Origin of the sequence: Brachybacterium kimchii, assembly GCF_023373525.1 — a bacterium.
Classification (GTDB): domain Bacteria; phylum Actinomycetota; class Actinomycetes; order Actinomycetales; family Dermabacteraceae; genus Brachybacterium; species Brachybacterium kimchii.
Genome location: NZ_CP097218.1, coordinates 3,895,461 through 3,912,695, shown reverse-complemented (window position 1 = coordinate 3,912,695; position 17,235 = coordinate 3,895,461). Strand labels below are relative to the sequence as shown.

The following is a 17,235-nucleotide window of genomic DNA, read 5'->3' as shown; positions in this document are numbered from 1 at the left end:
CGTGCCGAGTGACCGGAGCGTGCCGGGAGCGGGCCTCAGAAAGGAGGTTCCGAGTAGTCACCGGTCCCACCTCCCTGGGGTGCGTAGCCGCCGCCCTGCGGTGCGCCCTGGCCGGGCTGTGCGGCGTCGGGCCACGTCTGCCCGCCCTGGGGCTGCCCGGGGCCGGAGAACCCGCCCTGCTGACCCTGCGGCGCCGCGTACGCCTGTCCCCCGCCCTGCTGTCGGTTGACCTTGACCGGCTTCGCGGTCGCGTACCGGAGCGACGGGCCGATCTCCAGCACGTCCAGTTCGATGGACGTGCGCTGGTTCCCCTCCCGGTCGGTGAACGACCGCTGGCGGAGGTGGCCCTGGGCGATGACGCGGGAGCCCTTCTCCAGGGACTCCGCGACGTTCTCCGCGGCGTCGCGCCACGCGGACGAGCGCAGGAACAGGGCTTCCCCGTCCTCCCACTGCTGGGACTGCCGGTTGAACGTGCGCGGGGTGGACGCGATGGTGAAGCCGGCGACGGCGATGCCGGCCTGGGTGAAGCGCAGCTCCGGGTCGGCGGTCAGGTTGCCGACGACGGTCACGATCGTTTCGTTGCTCATGCGGTGGTCTCCTTCATGGGGTGGGTGGTGAGGCTGGTGGAGCCGTCGGGGAGGAGGTAGACCTCCCCGCGCGGCGTGGTGATCGGGACCTCCGCAGGGGTGAGGATCCCGAGGCGGCGGACCATGAGGCCCGCCGCGTAGGCCGCCGCCGGGTGGGCATGGACCCAGCCGTGGCAACCCGTGGTCCCGGAGCCGCACAGGAGGACGAGGTTCGCCGGGCTGTGCGGCGAGTCCCCTCCCCTGCCCTGCCGGTGGTGGATGGACCCGCCCGCGGTGTAGACGCCGCACCGCTGGCACTGGTCCCGGTCCCTCCACCGGACGAGCTCGGCCACGTCCCGGGGGACGCGGGGCCGAGTCACGCGGCGGCCTTGAGGTCGGCGCCCCGCTGGGCGAACGCGGCCCGGAGGCCCTCATCCACGGCGTGCGCGGCGGCGGCGTCCTGCCACACGGCGCCGAGGTCCTGCACCGTCGCGGCCTTCGCGATCCGGTCCAGCCACTGCGGGGAGTCCTCCACGACCTCGGCGTCGATTACGGCGTCCTCCTCGCCGGGCTCCGCCATGCGCTCCTCGTGGACCTGGGCGGCCTGCTGGGGCTGCCCCGCCTGGTCCATCTCGTCCGTGGAGTACAGGCCGGACAGATCCTGCGGGAACGCCTTGCGGAGCGCCAGCATCTCGGCGCACTTCGCGATCATCGTGGCGGGCATCTTCTGCCACATGGGCCCGCCCGCGTTGTACTCGGAGAACCGGGCGACGCCGTAGACGGCCTCACGGAAACCGGTGCGGTACACGCCGACGCGGGCAGCCGCAGGGGCCTCCTGGTCCAGCCACACGTCCAACCACTCCCGGCCGTCCGCGGTCCACTGGGCGGCGGTCTGCCCCTCGTACTGGCCGGAGCGCTCCGCGATCAGGCGGGCGCCGTCGATGGAGACCTGGATCCCCCAGCGGCCCTTCCGGCAGATCGCGTAGATCTGGCGGGCGATGGGATCCAGGCCCGTCCGGCGGCAGTGCGCCAGGAAGGACTCCACGGTCGCGCGCGGGGCGAGGTCCATGCCCCCGCGTGGGTTGCGGGTGATCAGCCCGGCGGCCTCCACGAGGGCGGCCTCCTGCTGCGTCCAGTCGTTCGGGTCCCCACTCTCGGGGAGGGCGAGCTCTCGGGTGCTCATGTCTGCTGTCTCCTTCACTTCACGAGGAACTGGCGGCCGGGCTTGCCGGCCTTCATGTAGTCGTCGGGGTTGATGCCGTCGGCGCGCATCGCGTCCTTGTCGAGCGACGTGCGGGGCTTCGTGGGCTTCCACGTGACGAGCTGCGTGCCGTCGCGGGAGCGGAGTACCTCCGCGCCGCCCATGGCCTCCTGGACGATCGCCTCGGCGGCCTTGACCTCCTCCGCGATGTACTTGGCATCGGCCTTGAGGGTCGCGAGGCCCTGCACGGTCTCGGACAGGTCGTCCCACGGGTCGATGACGACCTCGGTGCCGTCGGCCGGGGGCACGTAGGCGATCTCCCGGGACGGCTCCGGGGTGTCGTCCGGGGCGCTGCCGTCCTGCACGGTCGCCCAGAAATCGGCGGCCAGGTCCGCGAGGGTCTCGATCAGTCCCTGGTCCGCGTCGTACGGGCCGAGGATGAACGGCACCCGGTCCACCTCCGCGATGAACCAGAGGACGGTGCGGCCGGTGACGTAGGCGTACCAATGGGCCTGGACCCACGCCTTCGGGTGGACACGACCGGAGGTCCACCAGTCCACGGCCTCGGCGCGGCCCCCGGTCGTCTTGATTTCCAGGAGGCCGTCGGTGCCGACGAGACGGTCCGGGTTCGCGAGCGCCCAGGGGCGGTCCTTCCGTGCCCACGTGCCCGTGTTCCGGACCTTGAGCCCGGTCTCCCGGGTGAAGCGGTCCGCGAGGGGCTTCTCCCGCTCGTGGCCGTGGTCGAACAGTGCCTGGAGCGCCGGGGACACCTCCTCCTTGGATGCCAGGCCGCGCTTCTCCCGCCAGAGGCGGAAGCGGGACGTGGTGCCGAGGAACAGATCGGCGGCGTTGGTGCCTCCGAATCCGGCGGTTCGCTGGTCCTTCCACTGCTCGGTGCCGTCGGCAGCGGCGGGGAGGATCTGGCGGGCGGTGGCGGTCATGACCGGTTTCCCTTCCGGTAGTAGGTGAGGACCTCGCGCCAGGCGGCGCCGAGGAGGAGCAGGAGGGCGATGGCACAGGCGGCGTCGTAGCCGTTGAGGTCAGGCACTGGTGGCCACCTCGCTCTGGTCCAGCCACTCCTGGAGGGCGTCGGCGCGGTAGCGGACGACGCGGCCCCGCTTGATGAACGGGGGGCCGGTGCGCTTGTAGCGCCAGCCCTCGAGTGTCTTGGGCTTCACGCCGAGGTAGGTGGCGACCTCGGCGGGGGTCATGAGTGCTGTCACGGCGGGCATGTAGACTCCTTGGTGTGTGTGGGGCGCCCTCGGTCATTGGCCGGGGGCGTTCTGCTGTCACTGCTTGACGAGCAGGTCGTCCATGGATCGACCGGGGAACGCGGTCTTGAGGCCGAGGTAGAACCGCTCTCCTGGGGCCTGCGAGCCGCTCAGAACGCGGTAGACGGTGGCCGAGTTGACCCCCATGCGCTTCGCGAGCGCGTTTCGGGAGCGGATCCCCTCCGCGGCCATGTAGTCGTCAAGGACCGAGCGGTTGATGCGAAGTCGAGGCATGACACCTCCTCTCGTGGATGCTGGTGCGCATCGGGCTATGCGTCACCGCATACGCTACAGCCTCCGATGCGATCGCGCAAGCGATAGGTGCGTGCGCGCATACCTAGAGGTAGAGGCCTGGTCCTCGGCCGAAACGTGCCCCGCCCTGGCGGTTCACCCCGGCCCGCCGCCCGTTTGGGGGACGTCAAATGTATGAGTGCGCGCATACGATCCACGCATGGACTCATTCACTGACTACCTGGCCGAAATCACCGGCGGCGCCTCCCAGGCAGCCATCGCCCGCGTCGCAGACCTCGACCAGTCCAACGTCTCCCGATGGCGCAAGGGCGCGAAGCCCTCCCCGGAGGCCGTGATCCGCATTGCCCACCACTACGGCCGGCCTGTCCCAGAGGCGCTATATCGTGCCGGTCTCGTGTCAGAGGAGACCGCGAAGCGGCTCCGCGTCACCGATGCCCCGGGGCTCTCCAGCTACCCGTACCCGGCCCTCCTCCGCGAGCTCGGGCGCCGCCTGGCGCACGCAGAGCACACCCCACACACAATCCAGTCCCCCGCGGACTACGGAGAGGAGCCCTCCCCCGATGACTACGACCTCGCTGCCGGGACCGCCGATGGTCCGATTGATCGACCTCGCTCATGACCATGGCATCCGCATCTGGTGGCGGCCCATGGACGGCCGGGATGGCCAATGGTCACTGCGCCACCGGTCGATCTGGCTGGACCCCCGCATGACCGCCGTGCAGTCTCGCTCCGTGCTCGCTCACGAGCTCGGCCACGCGACCTACGGAGACGACGGCCCCCAGCCGCCGCACATTGAGGAGCGCGCCTGGCGGTTCGCCGCCCGCCTCCTCGTGCCCGGCATGGCCTACGAGCAGGCCGAGACGATCGTGGGATGCCATCCCGGCGCCCTCGCGGACGAGCTCGGCGTCACCCGCCCCGTCGTCCTCGCCTACCGGGAGGTCCTCGAGCATCGGGAGTTGATGTGCGCATGAGGGACACCGCGAACCCGAAGGTCAAGCAGTACACGGACGCGCGGACGGGGAAGCCGCGCTATCTCGTCCGGTACCGGAAGCCCGACGGCCGACAGTCCATGAAGCGCGGGTTCCCCACGAAGCGGGACGCGGAGGCATGGCTCACGGACGCCGAGGGCGCGAAGCGGCGCGGCGAGTTCGTGGAGGTGTCCGCCGGCCGGATCCACCTGGCCGAGCTCGCGGACCCGTGGCTGCGGGCGAAGCGCACCCGCGTGAAGCCGTCCACGCTCGATGGGATCGAGGGGGCATGGCGGATCCACGTCCGCCCCCGGTTCGGCCGTACCTCGGTCGCGCGGATCCTGCCCTCCGAGGTGGAGGCGTGGATCGCGGACCTCGTGGATGCGGGGAAGTCCCCGACAGTCGTGCGGCGCGCGCACGCCGTGCTCGCCCAGATGCTCGACACCGCCGTGCGGGATCGCCGGATCGCGGTGAACCCGGCGCGCGGGATCACGCTGCCCCGCGCCCGCTCGTCAGCCCACCGGTACCTGTCGCACCTGGAGGTCCGCTCCGTCGCGGAGCGCGCCGGGGAGCACCGCACGCTCGTCTACCTCCTCGCCTATGGGGGGCTGCGGTGGGGTGAGGCTGCCGCGCTGCGCGTGATGGACGTGCAGGGCGCGAGGGTGCGGGTGGACCGCGCCGTGGTGCCCACGCGGAACGGGTGGAAGGTGGGGACGCCGAAGACCCACGAGCGGCGCACCCTGTACCTGCCCGGGTTCGTCGCCCGGATGGTCGCGGACGAGACCGAGGGCCGCGACCCCATGGCGCTCCTGTTCCCGGCCCCGCGCGGGGAGTACCTCCGGACGCCGGGGCGCGTGCGCCGGGGCCGCCGGCTCTGGTGGCAGGCCGCCCTTGAGGACGCCGGGGTGGACTACCTCCGGATCCACGACCTGCGGCACACGGCCGCGTCCCTCGCCGTGCAGTCGGGGGCGCACGTGAAAGCGGTGCAACGGATGCTGGGGCACCGCTCGGCGGCGATGACGTTGGACCGGTACGCGGACCTGTGGGACTCGGACCTGGACGCGGTGGCGGGGTCGCTCGACGCTGCGCGCACGGCGGCGCTGGCCGCTCACGGATTGAACACAGGCGACGGCGAGGACGCCGGGGCCTCGGAGGGTTCGGGAGTGGTCGTCCCCCTGCACGGGTGACCCGATCCGGCCGTGACCTGCGGTGTCCGGATGGATTTCAAGACCACCACATTCGGCCGCTCTGTCATCCCTCCCGGCGGCGGACCCACGGGCCTCGCCGCCAGGAAACCTTATCGGATGATGGCTGCGAGGCCGGGGCCGTCGACCGGGGGCCGGCGGCCCGGCGGCCCGGCGGCCCGGCGGCCCGGGCCGCACCTTCAGGCCGCCGCCGGCTCCTGCTGCGCGTCGCGCCGGCTCGGCTCGCCCTTGTGGGCGTGCCCTCCCGTGCGGTGGTGACCGAGGATGATCAGCAGAAGGCCCACGACCACCCAGCCGCCCAGGACGAGCCAGGGCTGCACGAGGCTCGCGTCGGGGAAGTAGGAGAGGTCCCGCACCAGGGTCCCGGTCGCTCCGGGCACGAAGAGCTGACCGATCTCGCCGAAGGGACCGGGCAGGAACTCCTTCGGGGACTGCGCGCCGGAGATCGGGTTGCCGATGAGCATCGTGATCAGAGCGCCGACGCCGATCCCCGCACCGCCGATCAGACTGTTCAGCCCCACGATGAGCCCGACCGTGCCGGCGAGGCTCAGCGTGACGGCCGCCCAGAGCTCGAAGGCGGGGGCCGGGGCGAAGCCGAACCAGGCGTCGAGGATGAGCACCATGGCGAGCCCGCCGACCACCGCGTAGACCACGACGCCGAGCAGTCGACGCCAGCTGCCCTTGAGCCCGAAGGACATGAGAGAGCCGCCCACGATGCCGCCGATGGTCAGCGGCAGGGAGGCCACGGCGAGGCCTGCGCCCTGGGGGTCGTCGTCGGAGAGCGGCACGACGTCGGTGATCGTCGGACCCTGGAGACCCGCCTGCGCGGCGCCGATGATCGAGCCGAGCTGCTTCTGCATCTGCTCCTGCATGGCCGAGGGGTCGCTCGCCTGCTGCGTCTGCTGGTCGCCGGACTGCTGGGAGGACCCGTCGGACATCTTCTCCTGCGCCTGGGCGAGAACGGCCTGTGTCTGTGCGGCGACGATGCTGCGCCCGGTCTGGCCGAGCATCGTGGAGACCGAGGTGTTCGCCGCCGAGGCGGTGAGCACCTCGAGCTTGTCGTCCTTCGAGGCGGGCAGCACGAAGGCGCCGTAGGCCTCGCGCTCCTTGATGTGCGTCACCGCGTCCGAGCGGTCGTCCACCCGCGTGAACTCGAAGGGCAGGTCCTGGCCGTTCTTCTCCGCGGCATCGCCGACGGCCTGCGTGAAGTCCTCGAAGTCCGACTGGGAGGCGACCACGTCGACCGTGACGTCCTTGGCCTTCGACTCGTAGGTGGGCCAGAGGAAGGCCAGCAGCACCACGGTGATCAGGGCGGAGGCGATGAGACCGAGGCCGACGGCCTTCCCCCACGGCGTGGGGGCGGGCTTGGAGGGTGCGTCGTCCGAGCTCGCGGCGGCGTCGACCGGCGCGACGGGTGCGGCCTCGTCCTGGGCCGACGAGGTCTGCGACGAGGCCGACGACGACTCCGGCGCGCGGTGGGTCGCCTCCTCGTGCTGCTGCGCGGCGGCGTCGCGCTGCTGCTGCGCCGACACGTCCTTGCGGTGCGTGTGCTCCTGAGCCATGCATCTCCCCTGATCTGCTGTCGAACGGCCACCACCGGGCCGACGCCGGGTTCCGGGCGGACCGTTCTTCGAATGAACGTTCTGAGTATGAGGTCTGTCCCGCGGACGCACAACCAGAATGACCGTTCTCTATGATGGGCATCATGCCGAGGATCACCGAGGAGCGCCGTGCCGCCCAGAGAGCACGGATCGTGGAAGCGATGCGGGACGCCGTCCGCGAGAAGGGCATCAGCTCGGTCTCGATGTCCGAGGTCATCGAGCGCTCGGGGCTCTCCGCCGGGGCGATCTACGGATACTTCCCCTCCAAGGACGACATCCTGCTCGCCGTCGCCGAGGGCCTCGCGGCCGATCGCCGCACCGAGCTCGAGCGCGTGATCGCCTCCTCCCCCATCCCTCCGCCCTCGCAGGTGCTGCGTCTGCTGCTGACGACGATCCCGGAGTTCGCCCGCGACGGCACGCTGGTGCTGCAGGTGTGGGCCGAAGCGGCTCGCGACCCGCGCGTGCGCGAGGTCTTCGTGGGCGTCCTCTCCACACTGCAGACCACGATGGAGGAGTATCTGACCTCCTGGTTCACCCAGGAACAGCGCCCGGACCCGACGGCCGACGCGCGCGCCTCGACGCGCGTGATGGCCGCGCTCGTCCAGGGCTTCCTGGCGCAGTCCGCGCTGCTCGAGCAGACCGACGCCGTCGCGTTCTCGCGCGGCGTCGCAGCCCTCCTCGGCGAGGAGCCGACGGAGGTGGACTGATCCGACCCGCGACCCCGTCGTCCCGCAGTCCCTCAGCCCTTCGGCCCCGCTGTCCCGCCGACCCGCAGCCCCTCGCCCCCGCAGCCCCTCAGCTCTGCAGTCCTCGCGCTCTCAGCACAGCAGGCGCGCGTGCTTCTCCCCGATGGCCGCGACGGCCAGCGCCCGCGCATAGCCCGCCTGGTCCAGCAGGTGCAGACGGTCCCCGCCCTCGCGCTTCTCCCCGTCGTAGAGGTCCGTGCCGGGATCGCGGCGCGACCACAGGCGATCGGCATAGGCCTGGGCGATCGCACGGCCGGGGATCCGGTCGCCGATCACCGCCTGCGCCATCACCAGGTTCGCGGTGAGGATCGCGGCGAACTGCAGGGGCTGATCGTCCAGGCCGCCGCCGTCCTCGAAGGGCGCGTATCGGCGCACGACCGCATCGGCGAGGTCCACGGCCCGGTCGCGGTGGGCCCGTCGCCCGGTGATCTCGAAGAGCAGGGCCTCGGTGCCCAGCGGCACCCCCTGGTTATAGCTCCAGAAGGTCCTGTCGATGGTGCCGTCGGGCGCGATGTTGTCCCAGAACAGCCCCTCGTCGGCCAGAAGGGCCCCGCGGGCCCAGGACACCCAGCGCTGCGCGTCGCGGAGCATGGTCGCGTCCCCCGTGATCTGGTGCAGTCGCAGGGCGAGCTTCGCCGAGGGGACGGTGGAGACGGTGTTGCGACCGCTCTCGTCACCGGCCTGGGTCCAGAAGATGCCGCCGGGGCTCGGGGCATCGGGGTCGGTGTCCTCCCCCGAGCGCAGCAGCTCGAGGATCGCCCGCGCCCGCTCGAGGTTCCCGCGCCCGCCGCCGGCGATCAGATGCTCCTCGACGTCCTGCAGGCCCACCCAGGCGTTGTCGTCGTAGTACATGTCACCGTGCGGGCCCTGCTCCCGATCGCACGCGGCGGTGCACCCGGGCAGGCCCGTCTCGCCGCCCGCCGCGTACCAGTAGGCCTGCTGGGCGTCCTCGAGCGCACTGCGGAGCCGGCGGTCCTGCGCGGGTTCGGAGGCGAGGGCGTAGGAGAGCTCGCAGGCTGCGGAGCGGGCCTGGGACAGCGGCCAGCAGTAGGAGAAGTCGGGGTCACCGTCGCGGCGGGGATAGAGCTCGGAGAGCATCGGGCTCGGCGCGGGGAGCGAGAAGTTCAGCTGCAGCGCGCGGACCGCACGGCGTGCGCGTCGACGGCGCTGACCCGTCGAGAGGCGATCCCCGGATCTCTCCGGCCGATGCGGCGAGGCGGGGGCTGGACCGCCCGTCGTGGCAGCACCGCCCGTCGGGGCCGCGCCCGCCGCCGCGGCCGGCAGCAGGGCGCCCGCGCACACCGCGGCTCCCAGCAGGGCGCGGCGGCCCGGATGGCGGCTGGGATTCCGGCCCGGACGGCCGCCCGCGCCGGCGGGCTCCTCGGCTCGGGGATCGTGCGGGGCGGGGTCGAAGGTCTGATCTGCCACGGCGGACTCCTCATCGAGTGCGCGGCGCACGGCCGGGCGCCGCATCGCCGCTCACGCTAGCGACCCGTCGGCCCGAGGTCCCGGCTTCGGGGGAACCGTTCCGATTCGTACCGATACGCGGGTGCTCGGATCGGGGCGCGGAGAGGCCGGCTTCCCGTGGCCCGGCATCGGCCGACGCCGCGCCCGCCGCGTACCGTGGATCCCATGCGCGCGATCACGATCACCGAGGACCACCGCCTCCAGCTCAGCGACATCCCCGAGCCCGTGCCCGCCGACGGCGAGATCCTCGTGGACGTCGTCGCGACCGGCGTGAACCGCGCCGACCTCGCCCAGACCGCCGGGCACTACCCTCCGCCTCCCGGGGCCTCGGAGATCCCCGGCCTCGAGGTCTCCGGTCGGCGCCGGGACACCGGGGAGGAGGTCGTCGCGCTGCTGGCCGGCGGCGGATACGCCGAGGTCGTCGCGGTGCCCGAGGCGCAGGTGCTGCCCGCCCCGTCGGCCCTGGACCTGCACGACGCCGCCGGTCTCATCGAGGTCGCGGCGACCGTCGTCTCGAACCTCGTGATCGAGGCGGACCTGCGCCCCGGCGGCCGCACGGACAACCCGTGGCCGCGCCTGCAGGGCGAGCCCGCTCCCGGCCCGCAGACCCTGCTGGTCCACGGCGGCACGGGCGGCATCGGCTCGTTCGCGATCCAGTTCGCCCACGCGCTCGGCGCGCGGGCGCTCACGACCGTCGGCTCCGACGACGCCGTGCGCACGGCGCAGGAGCTCGGCGCGGACCTCGCCTGGAACCGGCACACGACCGACGTCCCCGCCGCAGTGGGCGAGGCCGGCGGAGCCGACGTGATCCTCGACGTCGTCGGCGGGCCGACCCTCCGCGACAACGTCGGGATGCTGCGCGAGCACGGCCGTCTCGTCGTGATCGGCACGATCGGCGGGCCCCGCGGCGAGCTCGATCTCGGCGCCCTGATGGGCCGTCGGGCCCGCGTCATCGGCACCACCCTGCGCTCGCGACCGGTCGCGGAGAAGCACCTCATCGTGCAGCTCACCCGCGAACTCGTGTGGCCGATGCTCGAGGACGGTTCTGTGCGCCTGCCGGTGCAGGCACGACTCCCCCTGGCCGATGCCGAGAAGGCCCACCAGATCCTGAAGGACGGCGGCCACCTCGGCAAGGTCATCCTCGACGTCAGGGACTGACGGCCCGCCCTGTTACGGTCCGACCATGCCCGATGCCCACGATGACCTGGTCCGCGTGCATGACGCGCACCTGCACAACCTGCGCCATGTGAGCACGTCCTTCCCGCGGGGGACGCTCGTCGCGTTCACCGGCGTGTCCGGTTCGGGGAAGTCCTCCCTCGCCTTCGGCACGATCCACGGCGAGGCGCAGCGCCGATACCTCGAGTCGATCGCTCCGTTCGCACGCCGCCTCATCGGCAGCGCGATGGACCCCCGGGTCGAGAGCCTCCATGGGCTGCCGCCCACGGTCGCCCTCGAGCAGCGCACCAGCGGCGGCGGCGCACGCTCCACCGTCGCCACCCTGACCACGCTCTCCCACGCGATCCGCCTGCTCTACGCCCGCGCCGGCGAGCATCCCGCCGACGTCCTCACCCGCGGCCACCCCGCTCACGGCGGCCGGCTGCTCGCCGAGGCGTTCAGCCCGAACACGACCGAGGGCATGTGCCCCGTCTGCCGCGGCACGGGCGTGCTGCACGAGCCCACCGAGCGCTCGATGGTCCCCGACCCCTCGCTCAGCATCGACGACGGCGCCATCCAGGCGTGGCCGGGCGCCTGGATGGGCAAGAACTTCCACGACATCCTCGCCACCCTCGAGGTCGCGCCGATGGACGTGCCCTGGCGCGACATCCCCCGTGAGGCGCGCGAGTGGATCCTGTTCACCGACGAGCAGCCCGTGGTCACCGTCCATCCGGTGCGCGGCGTCGACCAGGTCCAGCGCACCTACGAGGGCCGCTGGCAGTCCGTGGCCCGCTACCTGCGGCACGCGGTCTCCGCGGCCGGTTCCGAGAAGACCCGCGAGCGGGCCCTGCGCCACCTCGACACGTCCCTGTGCCCCGCGTGCGAGGGGCATCGTCTCCACGCCGACGCCCTGCGCGTCACGTACCTGGGTCTGCCGATCTTCGACCTCCTCGCGCGCAGCGCGCAGCAGGTGCTCGCGATGTGCGAGGAGCGTGCGACGCAGCTCGGGATGGAGCACGGCACGGAGGATGCGGCCACCGACCGCGACGACGTCTCCCCCGAGGCGGAGGCCGAGCGCCTGCTGCTGCCGAACCTGCTGCCGGTGCTGCGCACGATGGTGGGCCTCGGGGTCGGGCACCTCACGCTGGACCGGCCGGCGCGCACCCTGTCCACGGGCGAGCTGCAGCGTCTGCGCCTCGCCTCGCAGCTGCGGGCGGGCCTGTTCGGCGTCGCCTACGTGCTCGACGAGCCGTCGGCCGGACTCCACCCGAGCGAGAAGGGGATGCTGCAGGACCTCTTCGACCGCTTCCTCGAGGAGGGGAACTCGGTGCTGCTCGTCGAGCACGACATGTGGCTCATCGAGAAGGCCGACTGGGTGATCGACATGGGCCCCGGGGCGGGCGTCGAGGGCGGCAGCATCCTGCATTCGGGCCCGGTCGCGCAGCTCGCGGACGCCCCCGGGTCCCGCACGGCCGCGCACCTCGGCCGACCCCTGCCGCCCCTGCGCACCCGCGATCAGTCCCGCCGGCCGACGGGCGGACTGCTCCTGACGGGCGTCGAGGCGCGGACGATCCATGACATGGACGTCGAGGTGCCCCTGGGCTCCTTCACGGCGATCACCGGCGTCTCCGGTTCGGGGAAGACCACGCTGATCAGCGACGTCATCGCGCGGGTCCTCGCCGGGACGGTCCGCACCAGCGTGGACGACGACGAGGACGAGGTGGGCGGTGCGGAACCCGACGCCCAGCTCCCCGGCGCCGAACGGCCTCCGCGGGTCCGGGAGGTCCGCGGTGCGGAGCAGATCGACCGACTGGTGCGGATCACGCAGAAGCCCATCGGGCGCACTCCCCGTTCATGCCTGGCGACGTACACGGGCCTGTTCGACAGGGTGCGCCGCCTGTTCGCGGACACCGACGAGGCCCGGCGGCGCGGCTGGGGCGTCGGCCGCTTCTCCTACAACGTCACCGCGGGCCGCTGCCCCACCTGCCAGGGCGAGGGCCAGATCGAGGTCGAGCTCGTGTTCCTGCCCGGCACCTTCACCCCGTGCCCCGACTGCCACGGCGCCCGGTACACGGACGAGACCCTCGAGGTCACGTGGAACTCGCTGACCATCGCCGAGGTCCTGGACCTCTCGGTGCGCGAGGCCCGCGGGGTCTTCGCATCCGACGCCCGCATCATGCGCGCCCTCGATGCCCTGGAGGCGATCGGACTGGGCTACCTCACGCTCGGCCAGAGCGCCACGGAGCTCTCCGGCGGCGAGGCGCAGCGCATCAAGCTCGCGACCGAGCTGCAGCGCACCGCGCGCGGGCACACCGCCTACCTCCTGGACGAGCCGACCGCGGGCCTCCATCCGGCGGACGTGGACCTGCTGGTCGCCGAGCTGAACAGGCTCGTGGACGGAGGCTCGAGCGTCATCGTCGTCGAGCACGACATGCGCGTGGTCGCGCAGGCGGATCACGTCATCGACCTGGGTCCGGGCGCCGGCGAGGACGGCGGGAGGATCGTCGCCTCGGGCACCCCCGCGCAGGTCGCGCAGTGCCAGGGCTCGGCGACGGGGCGGTGGCTCGCCGCGCACACCGCGGGCTGAGGGGACCCTCGCTCAGTCGACCACGGTGCGCAGGACCTCGGCGGCCCCGTCGTTCCAGACGTCGAGGGTGACGAGGTCCGCGCTGTCCTTGACCCCGTCGACCGCCTGGCCCATGGCGATGCCCACGCCGGCCCAGCGCAGCATCTCGACGTCGTTGAAGCCGTCGCCGATGGCGACGGTGTGCGAGGTCCCGATGTCCAGGCGCGAGCGCACGGACTCCAGCGCGGTCGCCTTGGAGACGCCCGGCGCGGCCATGTCGAGCCACGCCGTCCAGCCGATCGCGTACTGCACACCGTGGACGCCGGACTCGTCGATGAGCTGCGCGAACTCCTGCGGGGTGAGGTCCGGGACGTGGACGACCACGCGCACCGCCTCGAGGACCAGCAGCTCGTCGAGGTCGGTGGGGATCGCCTCGACGCCGAAGCTCGCGTCCTGGAACCCGGGCGTCGCGTAGAAGGCGCCGTCGACGGTCTCGACCGCGTAGTGGGCGTTCGGCGCGACCTCGCGCAGGGTGCGCAGGGCCTCCTCCGGCTGGAAGGCGCGGGTCTCGAGGACGCGCCATCCCTCGTCGGCCGACGGGTCGAGCTCGATGGTCACAGCGCCGTTCGAGCACACCGCGTACCCGCGCTCGACGCCGGCCATGCGGGCGATCGGGAGGGTCGCGCCGAGCGAGCGCCCGGTCGCGATCACCACGCGCTGCGCGGACGCCGCGGCGACCAGGGCGTCGTGCACGCCGGGCGACATCTCGCCGTCGTGGTCCACGAGGGTCCCGTCGACGTCGAGGCCGAACAGGACGCTGCCGTCCTCGGCGCCCCGCAGGGGCGCGAGCGCCTCGCCCAGCCGGGTGCGCACGTGCTCGACGCGGGCGATGCGGTCGTTCTCGGTCTCCGTCACGGTCATGGCCTCGAGCCTGTCAGGTGCGTCTGACGAACGGGTGAAGGGCAGGCGACGCAGGCCCCTGCCCAGGCGCCGGAGCGCGCTCGGCAGCAGCCCCGAGGTGCGGGAGCGTCCGCGCCCCATATCAGGACTGCACCTCGAAGACCTCGCGGCCGCCGAGGTACGGGCGCAGGCCCTCCGGCACCACCACGGACCCGTCGGCCTGCTGGTGGTTCTCGAGGATCGCGACGATGAAGCGCGTGGTCCCGAGCGTCCCGTTGAGGGTCGCGACGGGCCGCAGCCCGTCCTCGGTGCGCTCGCGGATGTTCAGCCGGCGCGCCTGGAACTGGGTCGTGTTCGAGGTCGAGGTGAGCTCGCGGTAGGTGTCCTGGCTGGGCACCCAGGCCTCGCAGTCGAACTTGCGGGCCGCGCTCGTGCCGAGGTCGCCGGCGGCGGTGTCGATGATGCGGTAGGGCACGTCGATCTTCGCCATCATCTCCCGCTCCCAGTCCAGCAGGCGCTCGTGCTCGGCGTAGGAGTCCTCGATCCGGCAGAACGAGAACATCTCGACCTTCTGGAACTGGTGGACGCGGATGATGCCGCGGGTGTCCTTGCCGTAGCTGCCGGCCTCGCGGCGGTAGCAGGTCGACCAGCCGGCGTAGCGCAGCGGCCCGTCGGAGAGGTCGAGGATCTCGTCGCGGTGGTAGCTCGCGAGCGCGACCTCGCTCGTGCCCACGAGGTAGAGGTCGTCGTCCTTGTCGAGGTGGTAGACCTCGTCGGCGTGCTCGCCGAGGTAGCCGGTGCCGTCCATCGACTCCGGGAGCACCAGGGTGGGGGTGATCATCGGGGTGAACCCGGCCTTCGTGGCCTGGTCGATCGCCGCGTTGAGGATGGCGAGCTCGAGCTGCGCGCCGATGCCGCGCAGGAAGTAGAAGCGGGCGCCGGAGACCTTCGCCCCGCGCGCCATGTCGAGCGCGCGCAGGCCCTCGGCGATCTCGAGGTGATCCTTCACGGGGAAGTCGAAGGTCGGGTTCTCGCCCACGACCTCTCGGACCACGAAGTCCTCCTCGAGGCCCTCGGGGGCGCCCTCGGAGATGTTCGGGATGACCCGGAGTGCGGCCTCGCGCTCGTCGGCCGCGGTGTGGGCCTCGGCCTCGAGGTCCTTCACGCGAGCTGCCAGGTCCTTGACCTGCGCGAGGAGCTGCTGCTTCTCCTCGCCCTGGGCCTTGGCGACCTGCTTGCCGAAGGCCTTCTGCTCGGCGCGCGCGTTCTCGAAGGACGTGGTCGCCTCGCGCCAGCGCGAATCGGCCGCGAGCACGGCATCGACGGTGGAGGGGTCGCGCCGACGGGCCTTCTGTGCGTCACGGACCAGGTCGGGGTTCTCGCGCAGGAGCCGCAGATCGATCATGCGCTCCAGGGTACCGGGGCTCGGCGGCGCTGCCGTGCGCCGAGGACGGGATGGGATGCGGGGAACAGGTCGGCGCGGCGGGGCGAGGGGCGAGGTGAGGGGCGGATTCGCAGCGACGGCCCGCGGCGGATCCCGCGCACGCGTTCGATCCTGTGGCCGATTGTGGAGGACTGGCGGACGGCAGGTCAGAGGCTCGTCTCGCCGCACTGCGCCCGTTTTCTCCGAGTTATCCACATTCTCCGCGGCGCTGTTCCCATGGGCGTGGAGGGTCCGTAGGCTCGAGGTCTCAGGTGTATCGCCGCAGGTGAAGTGGGATTTATGCGTGTCCACCGCGCGGAGCGGCGAGCACGAGGGACCGATCTGGAACAGGACCTGGAGGGGAGGTGTGGATGATGACGTCGACGGCGACGCGCGGTGCGGAGACCGCTGGGCCCTCGCTGGGGCTGGTGCGATCGGAGGATCCGGCGCAGCTCCTCGCCCAGGCCCATGCCACGCTCGCGCGGGCGTTCTCCCTCCTGAGTCCCGCGCCGGATGACGACTCGGGCGCATCTGACTCCGCGACGCCGATCGGCATCGATTCCCTGCTCGCGTCGATCGAGATCAGCGAGCGGATCCTCGCCCTGGCGGGTGCGACCCAGATGAGCGCATCGGTCGCCTTCCGCGCCAGGCGCATCGCCCAGCAGCGGGCCGACGGCGTGCCCCGCAAGGACCTCGGCAAGGGCGTCGCGGAAGAGATCGCGCTCGTCCGCCGCGCCTCGCCCGCCCGCACCCGGAACCATCTGGCTCTCGAACGGGTGGTCGTCGAGTCGATGCCGAGGACCCTGGATCTCCTCGCGCGCGGCGAGATCTGCACCTGGGCGGCCGATGAGGTCGCCAAGGGCGTCATCTGCCTCGACGACGAGGACCGCTCCCGCGTGGACCGCGACATCTCCGCCCAGCTGCCCGAGGTCTCCCCCACCCGTGCCGGCGTGCTGGCGCGGGCGCGCGCCGACGAGCTCGACCAGGCCGCAGCCCTCGCCCGCCATGAGCGCGAGGTCTCCGAGCGGCACGTCTCGCTCCGACCCGCCTCCGGCTCCACCGTGCGGCTGAGCGCCCTGCTGCCCCTCGCCCAGGGCGTCGCCATGTACAAAGCGCTGGACCAGGCCGCCTCGACCGCCCGCTCCCAGGGCATCGAGGGCACCCGCGGCCAGCACATGGCCGACGCCCTGGTCGCCCGCGTCACCGGCCAGGAGGAGCCGGAGAGCACGAGCGTCGAGATCCAGTTGATGATGACCGACAAGGCGCTGCTGGACGAGGCCGACGACGTGGCCTGGATCGACGGTCACCCCGTGCCCGCCGGCATCGCCCGCCGCTTCGCGCTCCACGGCGACCCGGAGGACGACACCACCGCGCAGCGCTTCGTGCGCCGCCTGCTCACCGACCCGATCAGCGGACGCCTCACCGCGGCCGACGAGACGCGCCGCCGCTTCTCCGGCCCCGACCGCCGCTTCATCGAGATCGCCGACCAGCGGTGCCGCACCCCCTGGTGCGAGGCGCGCATCCGCCACATCGACCACGTCGAGAGCTACGCCGACGGCGGCGCCACCCGCATCGACAACGGCGCAGGCCTGTGCGAATCGTGCAACTACCTCATGGAGACCCAGGGCTGGATCGAGCAGATCGGGACGGGCGCCACCGACGGGCACGACGGGTCGGGGCCACCCGATGAGTCCGAGGGGCCCGAGCCCCCTCCGGATCGCACCCTCCGTCTCACGACTCCCACCGGCCGCACTTTCAGCGGCGCTCCTCCCCCGCTGCGGTGGCCGCGACCTGACCTGGACGTGGGCTCGCAGGACGAGGACCACTCAGAGCATGACCACTCAGGCGAGCACCGCTCAGAGAAGGACCGGCTCGCCAGCCCTCCGGGGCCCGGCGGCTGAGTGCTGCCCGTCG

17 protein-coding genes are annotated in these 17,235 nt (G+C 72.4%); 7 read left to right on the top strand and 10 right to left on the bottom strand.

Annotated elements, in window-relative coordinates; all coding sequences use genetic code 11:
- Positions 1-35: 35 nt before the first annotated feature.
- The 6 genes from M4486_RS17735 to M4486_RS17710 form a co-directional block, all read right to left on the bottom strand.
- A complete protein-coding gene (locus tag M4486_RS17735; protein ID WP_249478649.1) occupies positions 36-587 on the bottom strand; it encodes a single-stranded DNA-binding protein in 552 nt (183 codons plus the stop codon).
- Complete coding sequence (locus M4486_RS17730; RefSeq protein WP_249478648.1) at positions 584-946, bottom strand: HNH endonuclease; 363 nt, start codon at positions 944-946, stop codon at positions 584-586. Before M4486_RS17730 ends, M4486_RS17735 begins: the two co-directional genes overlap by 4 nt.
- Positions 943-1,749 carry a phage recombination protein Bet gene (gene bet / locus M4486_RS17725; RefSeq protein ID WP_249478647.1) on the bottom strand — a complete coding sequence of 269 codons (807 nt, stop codon included), beginning with the start codon at positions 1,747-1,749 and terminating at the stop codon, positions 943-945. The genes M4486_RS17730 and bet overlap by 4 nt, the downstream gene beginning before the upstream one ends.
- Positions 1,750-1,763: 14 nt before the next feature.
- Complete coding sequence (locus M4486_RS17720; RefSeq protein WP_249478646.1) at positions 1,764-2,708, bottom strand: YqaJ viral recombinase family nuclease; 945 nt, start codon at positions 2,706-2,708, stop codon at positions 1,764-1,766.
- A gap of 99 nt (positions 2,709-2,807) precedes the next feature.
- A complete protein-coding gene (locus tag M4486_RS17715; RefSeq protein ID WP_249478645.1) occupies positions 2,808-2,999 on the bottom strand; it encodes a helix-turn-helix domain-containing protein in 192 nt (63 codons plus the stop codon).
- A 57-nt stretch (positions 3,000-3,056) separates the two neighbouring features.
- Positions 3,057-3,272 (bottom strand): hypothetical protein, encoded by a 216-nt coding sequence (locus M4486_RS17710; RefSeq protein ID WP_249478644.1) that lies wholly within the window; start codon positions 3,270-3,272, stop codon positions 3,057-3,059.
- A 217-nt stretch (positions 3,273-3,489) separates the two neighbouring features.
- On the opposite strand from M4486_RS17710, the gene M4486_RS17705 reads away from it, so the two are divergent.
- The 3 genes from M4486_RS17705 to M4486_RS17695 are packed head-to-tail and all read left to right on the top strand — an operon-like array spanning position 3,490 to position 5,445.
- Entirely contained in the window at positions 3,490-3,909 is a 420-nt protein-coding gene (locus M4486_RS17705) for a helix-turn-helix domain-containing protein (RefSeq protein WP_249478643.1), read from the top strand.
- Positions 3,851-4,261 carry an ImmA/IrrE family metallo-endopeptidase gene (locus tag M4486_RS17700; protein ID WP_346731756.1) on the top strand — a complete coding sequence of 137 codons (411 nt, stop codon included), beginning with the start codon at positions 3,851-3,853 and terminating at the stop codon, positions 4,259-4,261. Before M4486_RS17705 ends, M4486_RS17700 begins: the two co-directional genes overlap by 59 nt.
- Positions 4,258-5,445 carry a tyrosine-type recombinase/integrase gene (locus tag M4486_RS17695; RefSeq protein ID WP_249478641.1) on the top strand — a complete coding sequence of 396 codons (1,188 nt, stop codon included), beginning with the start codon at positions 4,258-4,260 and terminating at the stop codon, positions 5,443-5,445. The genes M4486_RS17700 and M4486_RS17695 overlap by 4 nt, the downstream gene beginning before the upstream one ends.
- A gap of 197 nt (positions 5,446-5,642) precedes the next feature.
- On the opposite strand, the gene M4486_RS17690 is transcribed toward M4486_RS17695, so the two are convergent.
- Positions 5,643-7,025 carry an ABC transporter permease gene (locus M4486_RS17690; RefSeq protein WP_249478640.1) on the bottom strand — a complete coding sequence of 461 codons (1,383 nt, stop codon included), beginning with the start codon at positions 7,023-7,025 and terminating at the stop codon, positions 5,643-5,645.
- Positions 7,026-7,168: 143 nt separating this feature from the next.
- On the opposite strand from M4486_RS17690, the gene M4486_RS17685 reads away from it, so the two are divergent.
- Complete coding sequence (locus M4486_RS17685) at positions 7,169-7,771, top strand: TetR/AcrR family transcriptional regulator (RefSeq protein WP_249478639.1); 603 nt, start codon at positions 7,169-7,171, stop codon at positions 7,769-7,771.
- Positions 7,772-7,882: 111 nt separating this feature from the next.
- Here M4486_RS17685 and M4486_RS17680 read toward each other — a convergent pair whose 3' ends face one another.
- Complete coding sequence (locus M4486_RS17680; RefSeq protein ID WP_249478638.1) at positions 7,883-9,238, bottom strand: glycoside hydrolase family 76 protein; 1,356 nt, start codon at positions 9,236-9,238, stop codon at positions 7,883-7,885.
- A 204-nt stretch (positions 9,239-9,442) separates the two neighbouring features.
- On the opposite strand from M4486_RS17680, the gene M4486_RS17675 reads away from it, so the two are divergent.
- Positions 9,443-10,435: an NAD(P)H-quinone oxidoreductase gene (locus M4486_RS17675; RefSeq protein WP_249478637.1), complete on the top strand. Its 993-nt coding sequence runs from the start codon at positions 9,443-9,445 to the stop codon at positions 10,433-10,435.
- A gap of 25 nt (positions 10,436-10,460) precedes the next feature.
- A complete protein-coding gene (locus M4486_RS17670) occupies positions 10,461-13,019 on the top strand; it encodes an excinuclease ABC subunit UvrA (RefSeq protein WP_249478636.1) in 2,559 nt (852 codons plus the stop codon).
- A 12-nt stretch (positions 13,020-13,031) separates the two neighbouring features.
- Here the strand turns inward: M4486_RS17670 and M4486_RS17665 are convergent, their stop codons facing one another.
- A complete protein-coding gene (locus M4486_RS17665; protein WP_249478635.1) occupies positions 13,032-13,919 on the bottom strand; it encodes an HAD family hydrolase in 888 nt (295 codons plus the stop codon).
- 121 nt (positions 13,920-14,040) lie between these two features.
- On the bottom strand, positions 14,041-15,303 hold the full coding sequence (gene serS, locus M4486_RS17660) for a serine--tRNA ligase (RefSeq protein WP_249478634.1): 1,263 nt from the start codon (positions 15,301-15,303) through the stop codon (positions 14,041-14,043).
- A 389-nt stretch (positions 15,304-15,692) separates the two neighbouring features.
- On the opposite strand from serS, the gene M4486_RS17655 reads away from it, so the two are divergent.
- On the top strand, positions 15,693-17,222 hold the full coding sequence (locus tag M4486_RS17655) for an HNH endonuclease (RefSeq protein ID WP_249478633.1): 1,530 nt from the start codon (positions 15,693-15,695) through the stop codon (positions 17,220-17,222).
- Positions 17,223-17,235: the final 13 nt, after the last annotated feature.

Bases quoted from the DNA above. Each gene is read 5' to 3' on its own strand.
- M4486_RS17735 (WP_249478649.1), bottom strand. From the start codon at position 587: ATGAGCAACGAAACGATCGTGACCGTCGTCGGCAACCTGACCGCCGAC.
- bet (WP_249478647.1), bottom strand. From the start codon at position 1,749: ATGAGCACCCGAGAGCTCGCCCTCCCCGAGAGTGGGGACCCGAACGAC.
- M4486_RS17720 (WP_249478646.1), bottom strand. From the start codon at position 2,708: ATGACCGCCACCGCCCGCCAGATCCTCCCCGCCGCTGCCGACGGCACC.
- M4486_RS17715 (WP_249478645.1), bottom strand. From the start codon at position 2,999: ATGCCCGCCGTGACAGCACTCATGACCCCCGCCGAGGTCGCCACCTAC.
- M4486_RS17710 (WP_249478644.1), bottom strand. From the start codon at position 3,272: ATGCCTCGACTTCGCATCAACCGCTCGGTCCTTGACGACTACATGGCC.
- M4486_RS17705 (WP_249478643.1), top strand. From the start codon at position 3,490: ATGGACTCATTCACTGACTACCTGGCCGAAATCACCGGCGGCGCCTCC.
- M4486_RS17700 (WP_346731756.1), top strand. From the start codon at position 3,851: ATGACTACGACCTCGCTGCCGGGACCGCCGATGGTCCGATTGATCGAC.
- M4486_RS17695 (WP_249478641.1), top strand. From the start codon at position 4,258: ATGAGGGACACCGCGAACCCGAAGGTCAAGCAGTACACGGACGCGCGG.
- M4486_RS17690 (WP_249478640.1), bottom strand. From the start codon at position 7,025: ATGGCTCAGGAGCACACGCACCGCAAGGACGTGTCGGCGCAGCAGCAG.
- M4486_RS17685 (WP_249478639.1), top strand. From the start codon at position 7,169: ATGCCGAGGATCACCGAGGAGCGCCGTGCCGCCCAGAGAGCACGGATC.
- M4486_RS17675 (WP_249478637.1), top strand. From the start codon at position 9,443: ATGCGCGCGATCACGATCACCGAGGACCACCGCCTCCAGCTCAGCGAC.
- M4486_RS17670 (WP_249478636.1), top strand. From the start codon at position 10,461: ATGCCCGATGCCCACGATGACCTGGTCCGCGTGCATGACGCGCACCTG.
- M4486_RS17665 (WP_249478635.1), bottom strand. From the start codon at position 13,919: ATGACCGTGACGGAGACCGAGAACGACCGCATCGCCCGCGTCGAGCAC.
- serS (WP_249478634.1), bottom strand. From the start codon at position 15,303: ATGATCGATCTGCGGCTCCTGCGCGAGAACCCCGACCTGGTCCGTGAC.
- M4486_RS17655 (WP_249478633.1), top strand. From the start codon at position 15,693: ATGATGACGTCGACGGCGACGCGCGGTGCGGAGACCGCTGGGCCCTCG.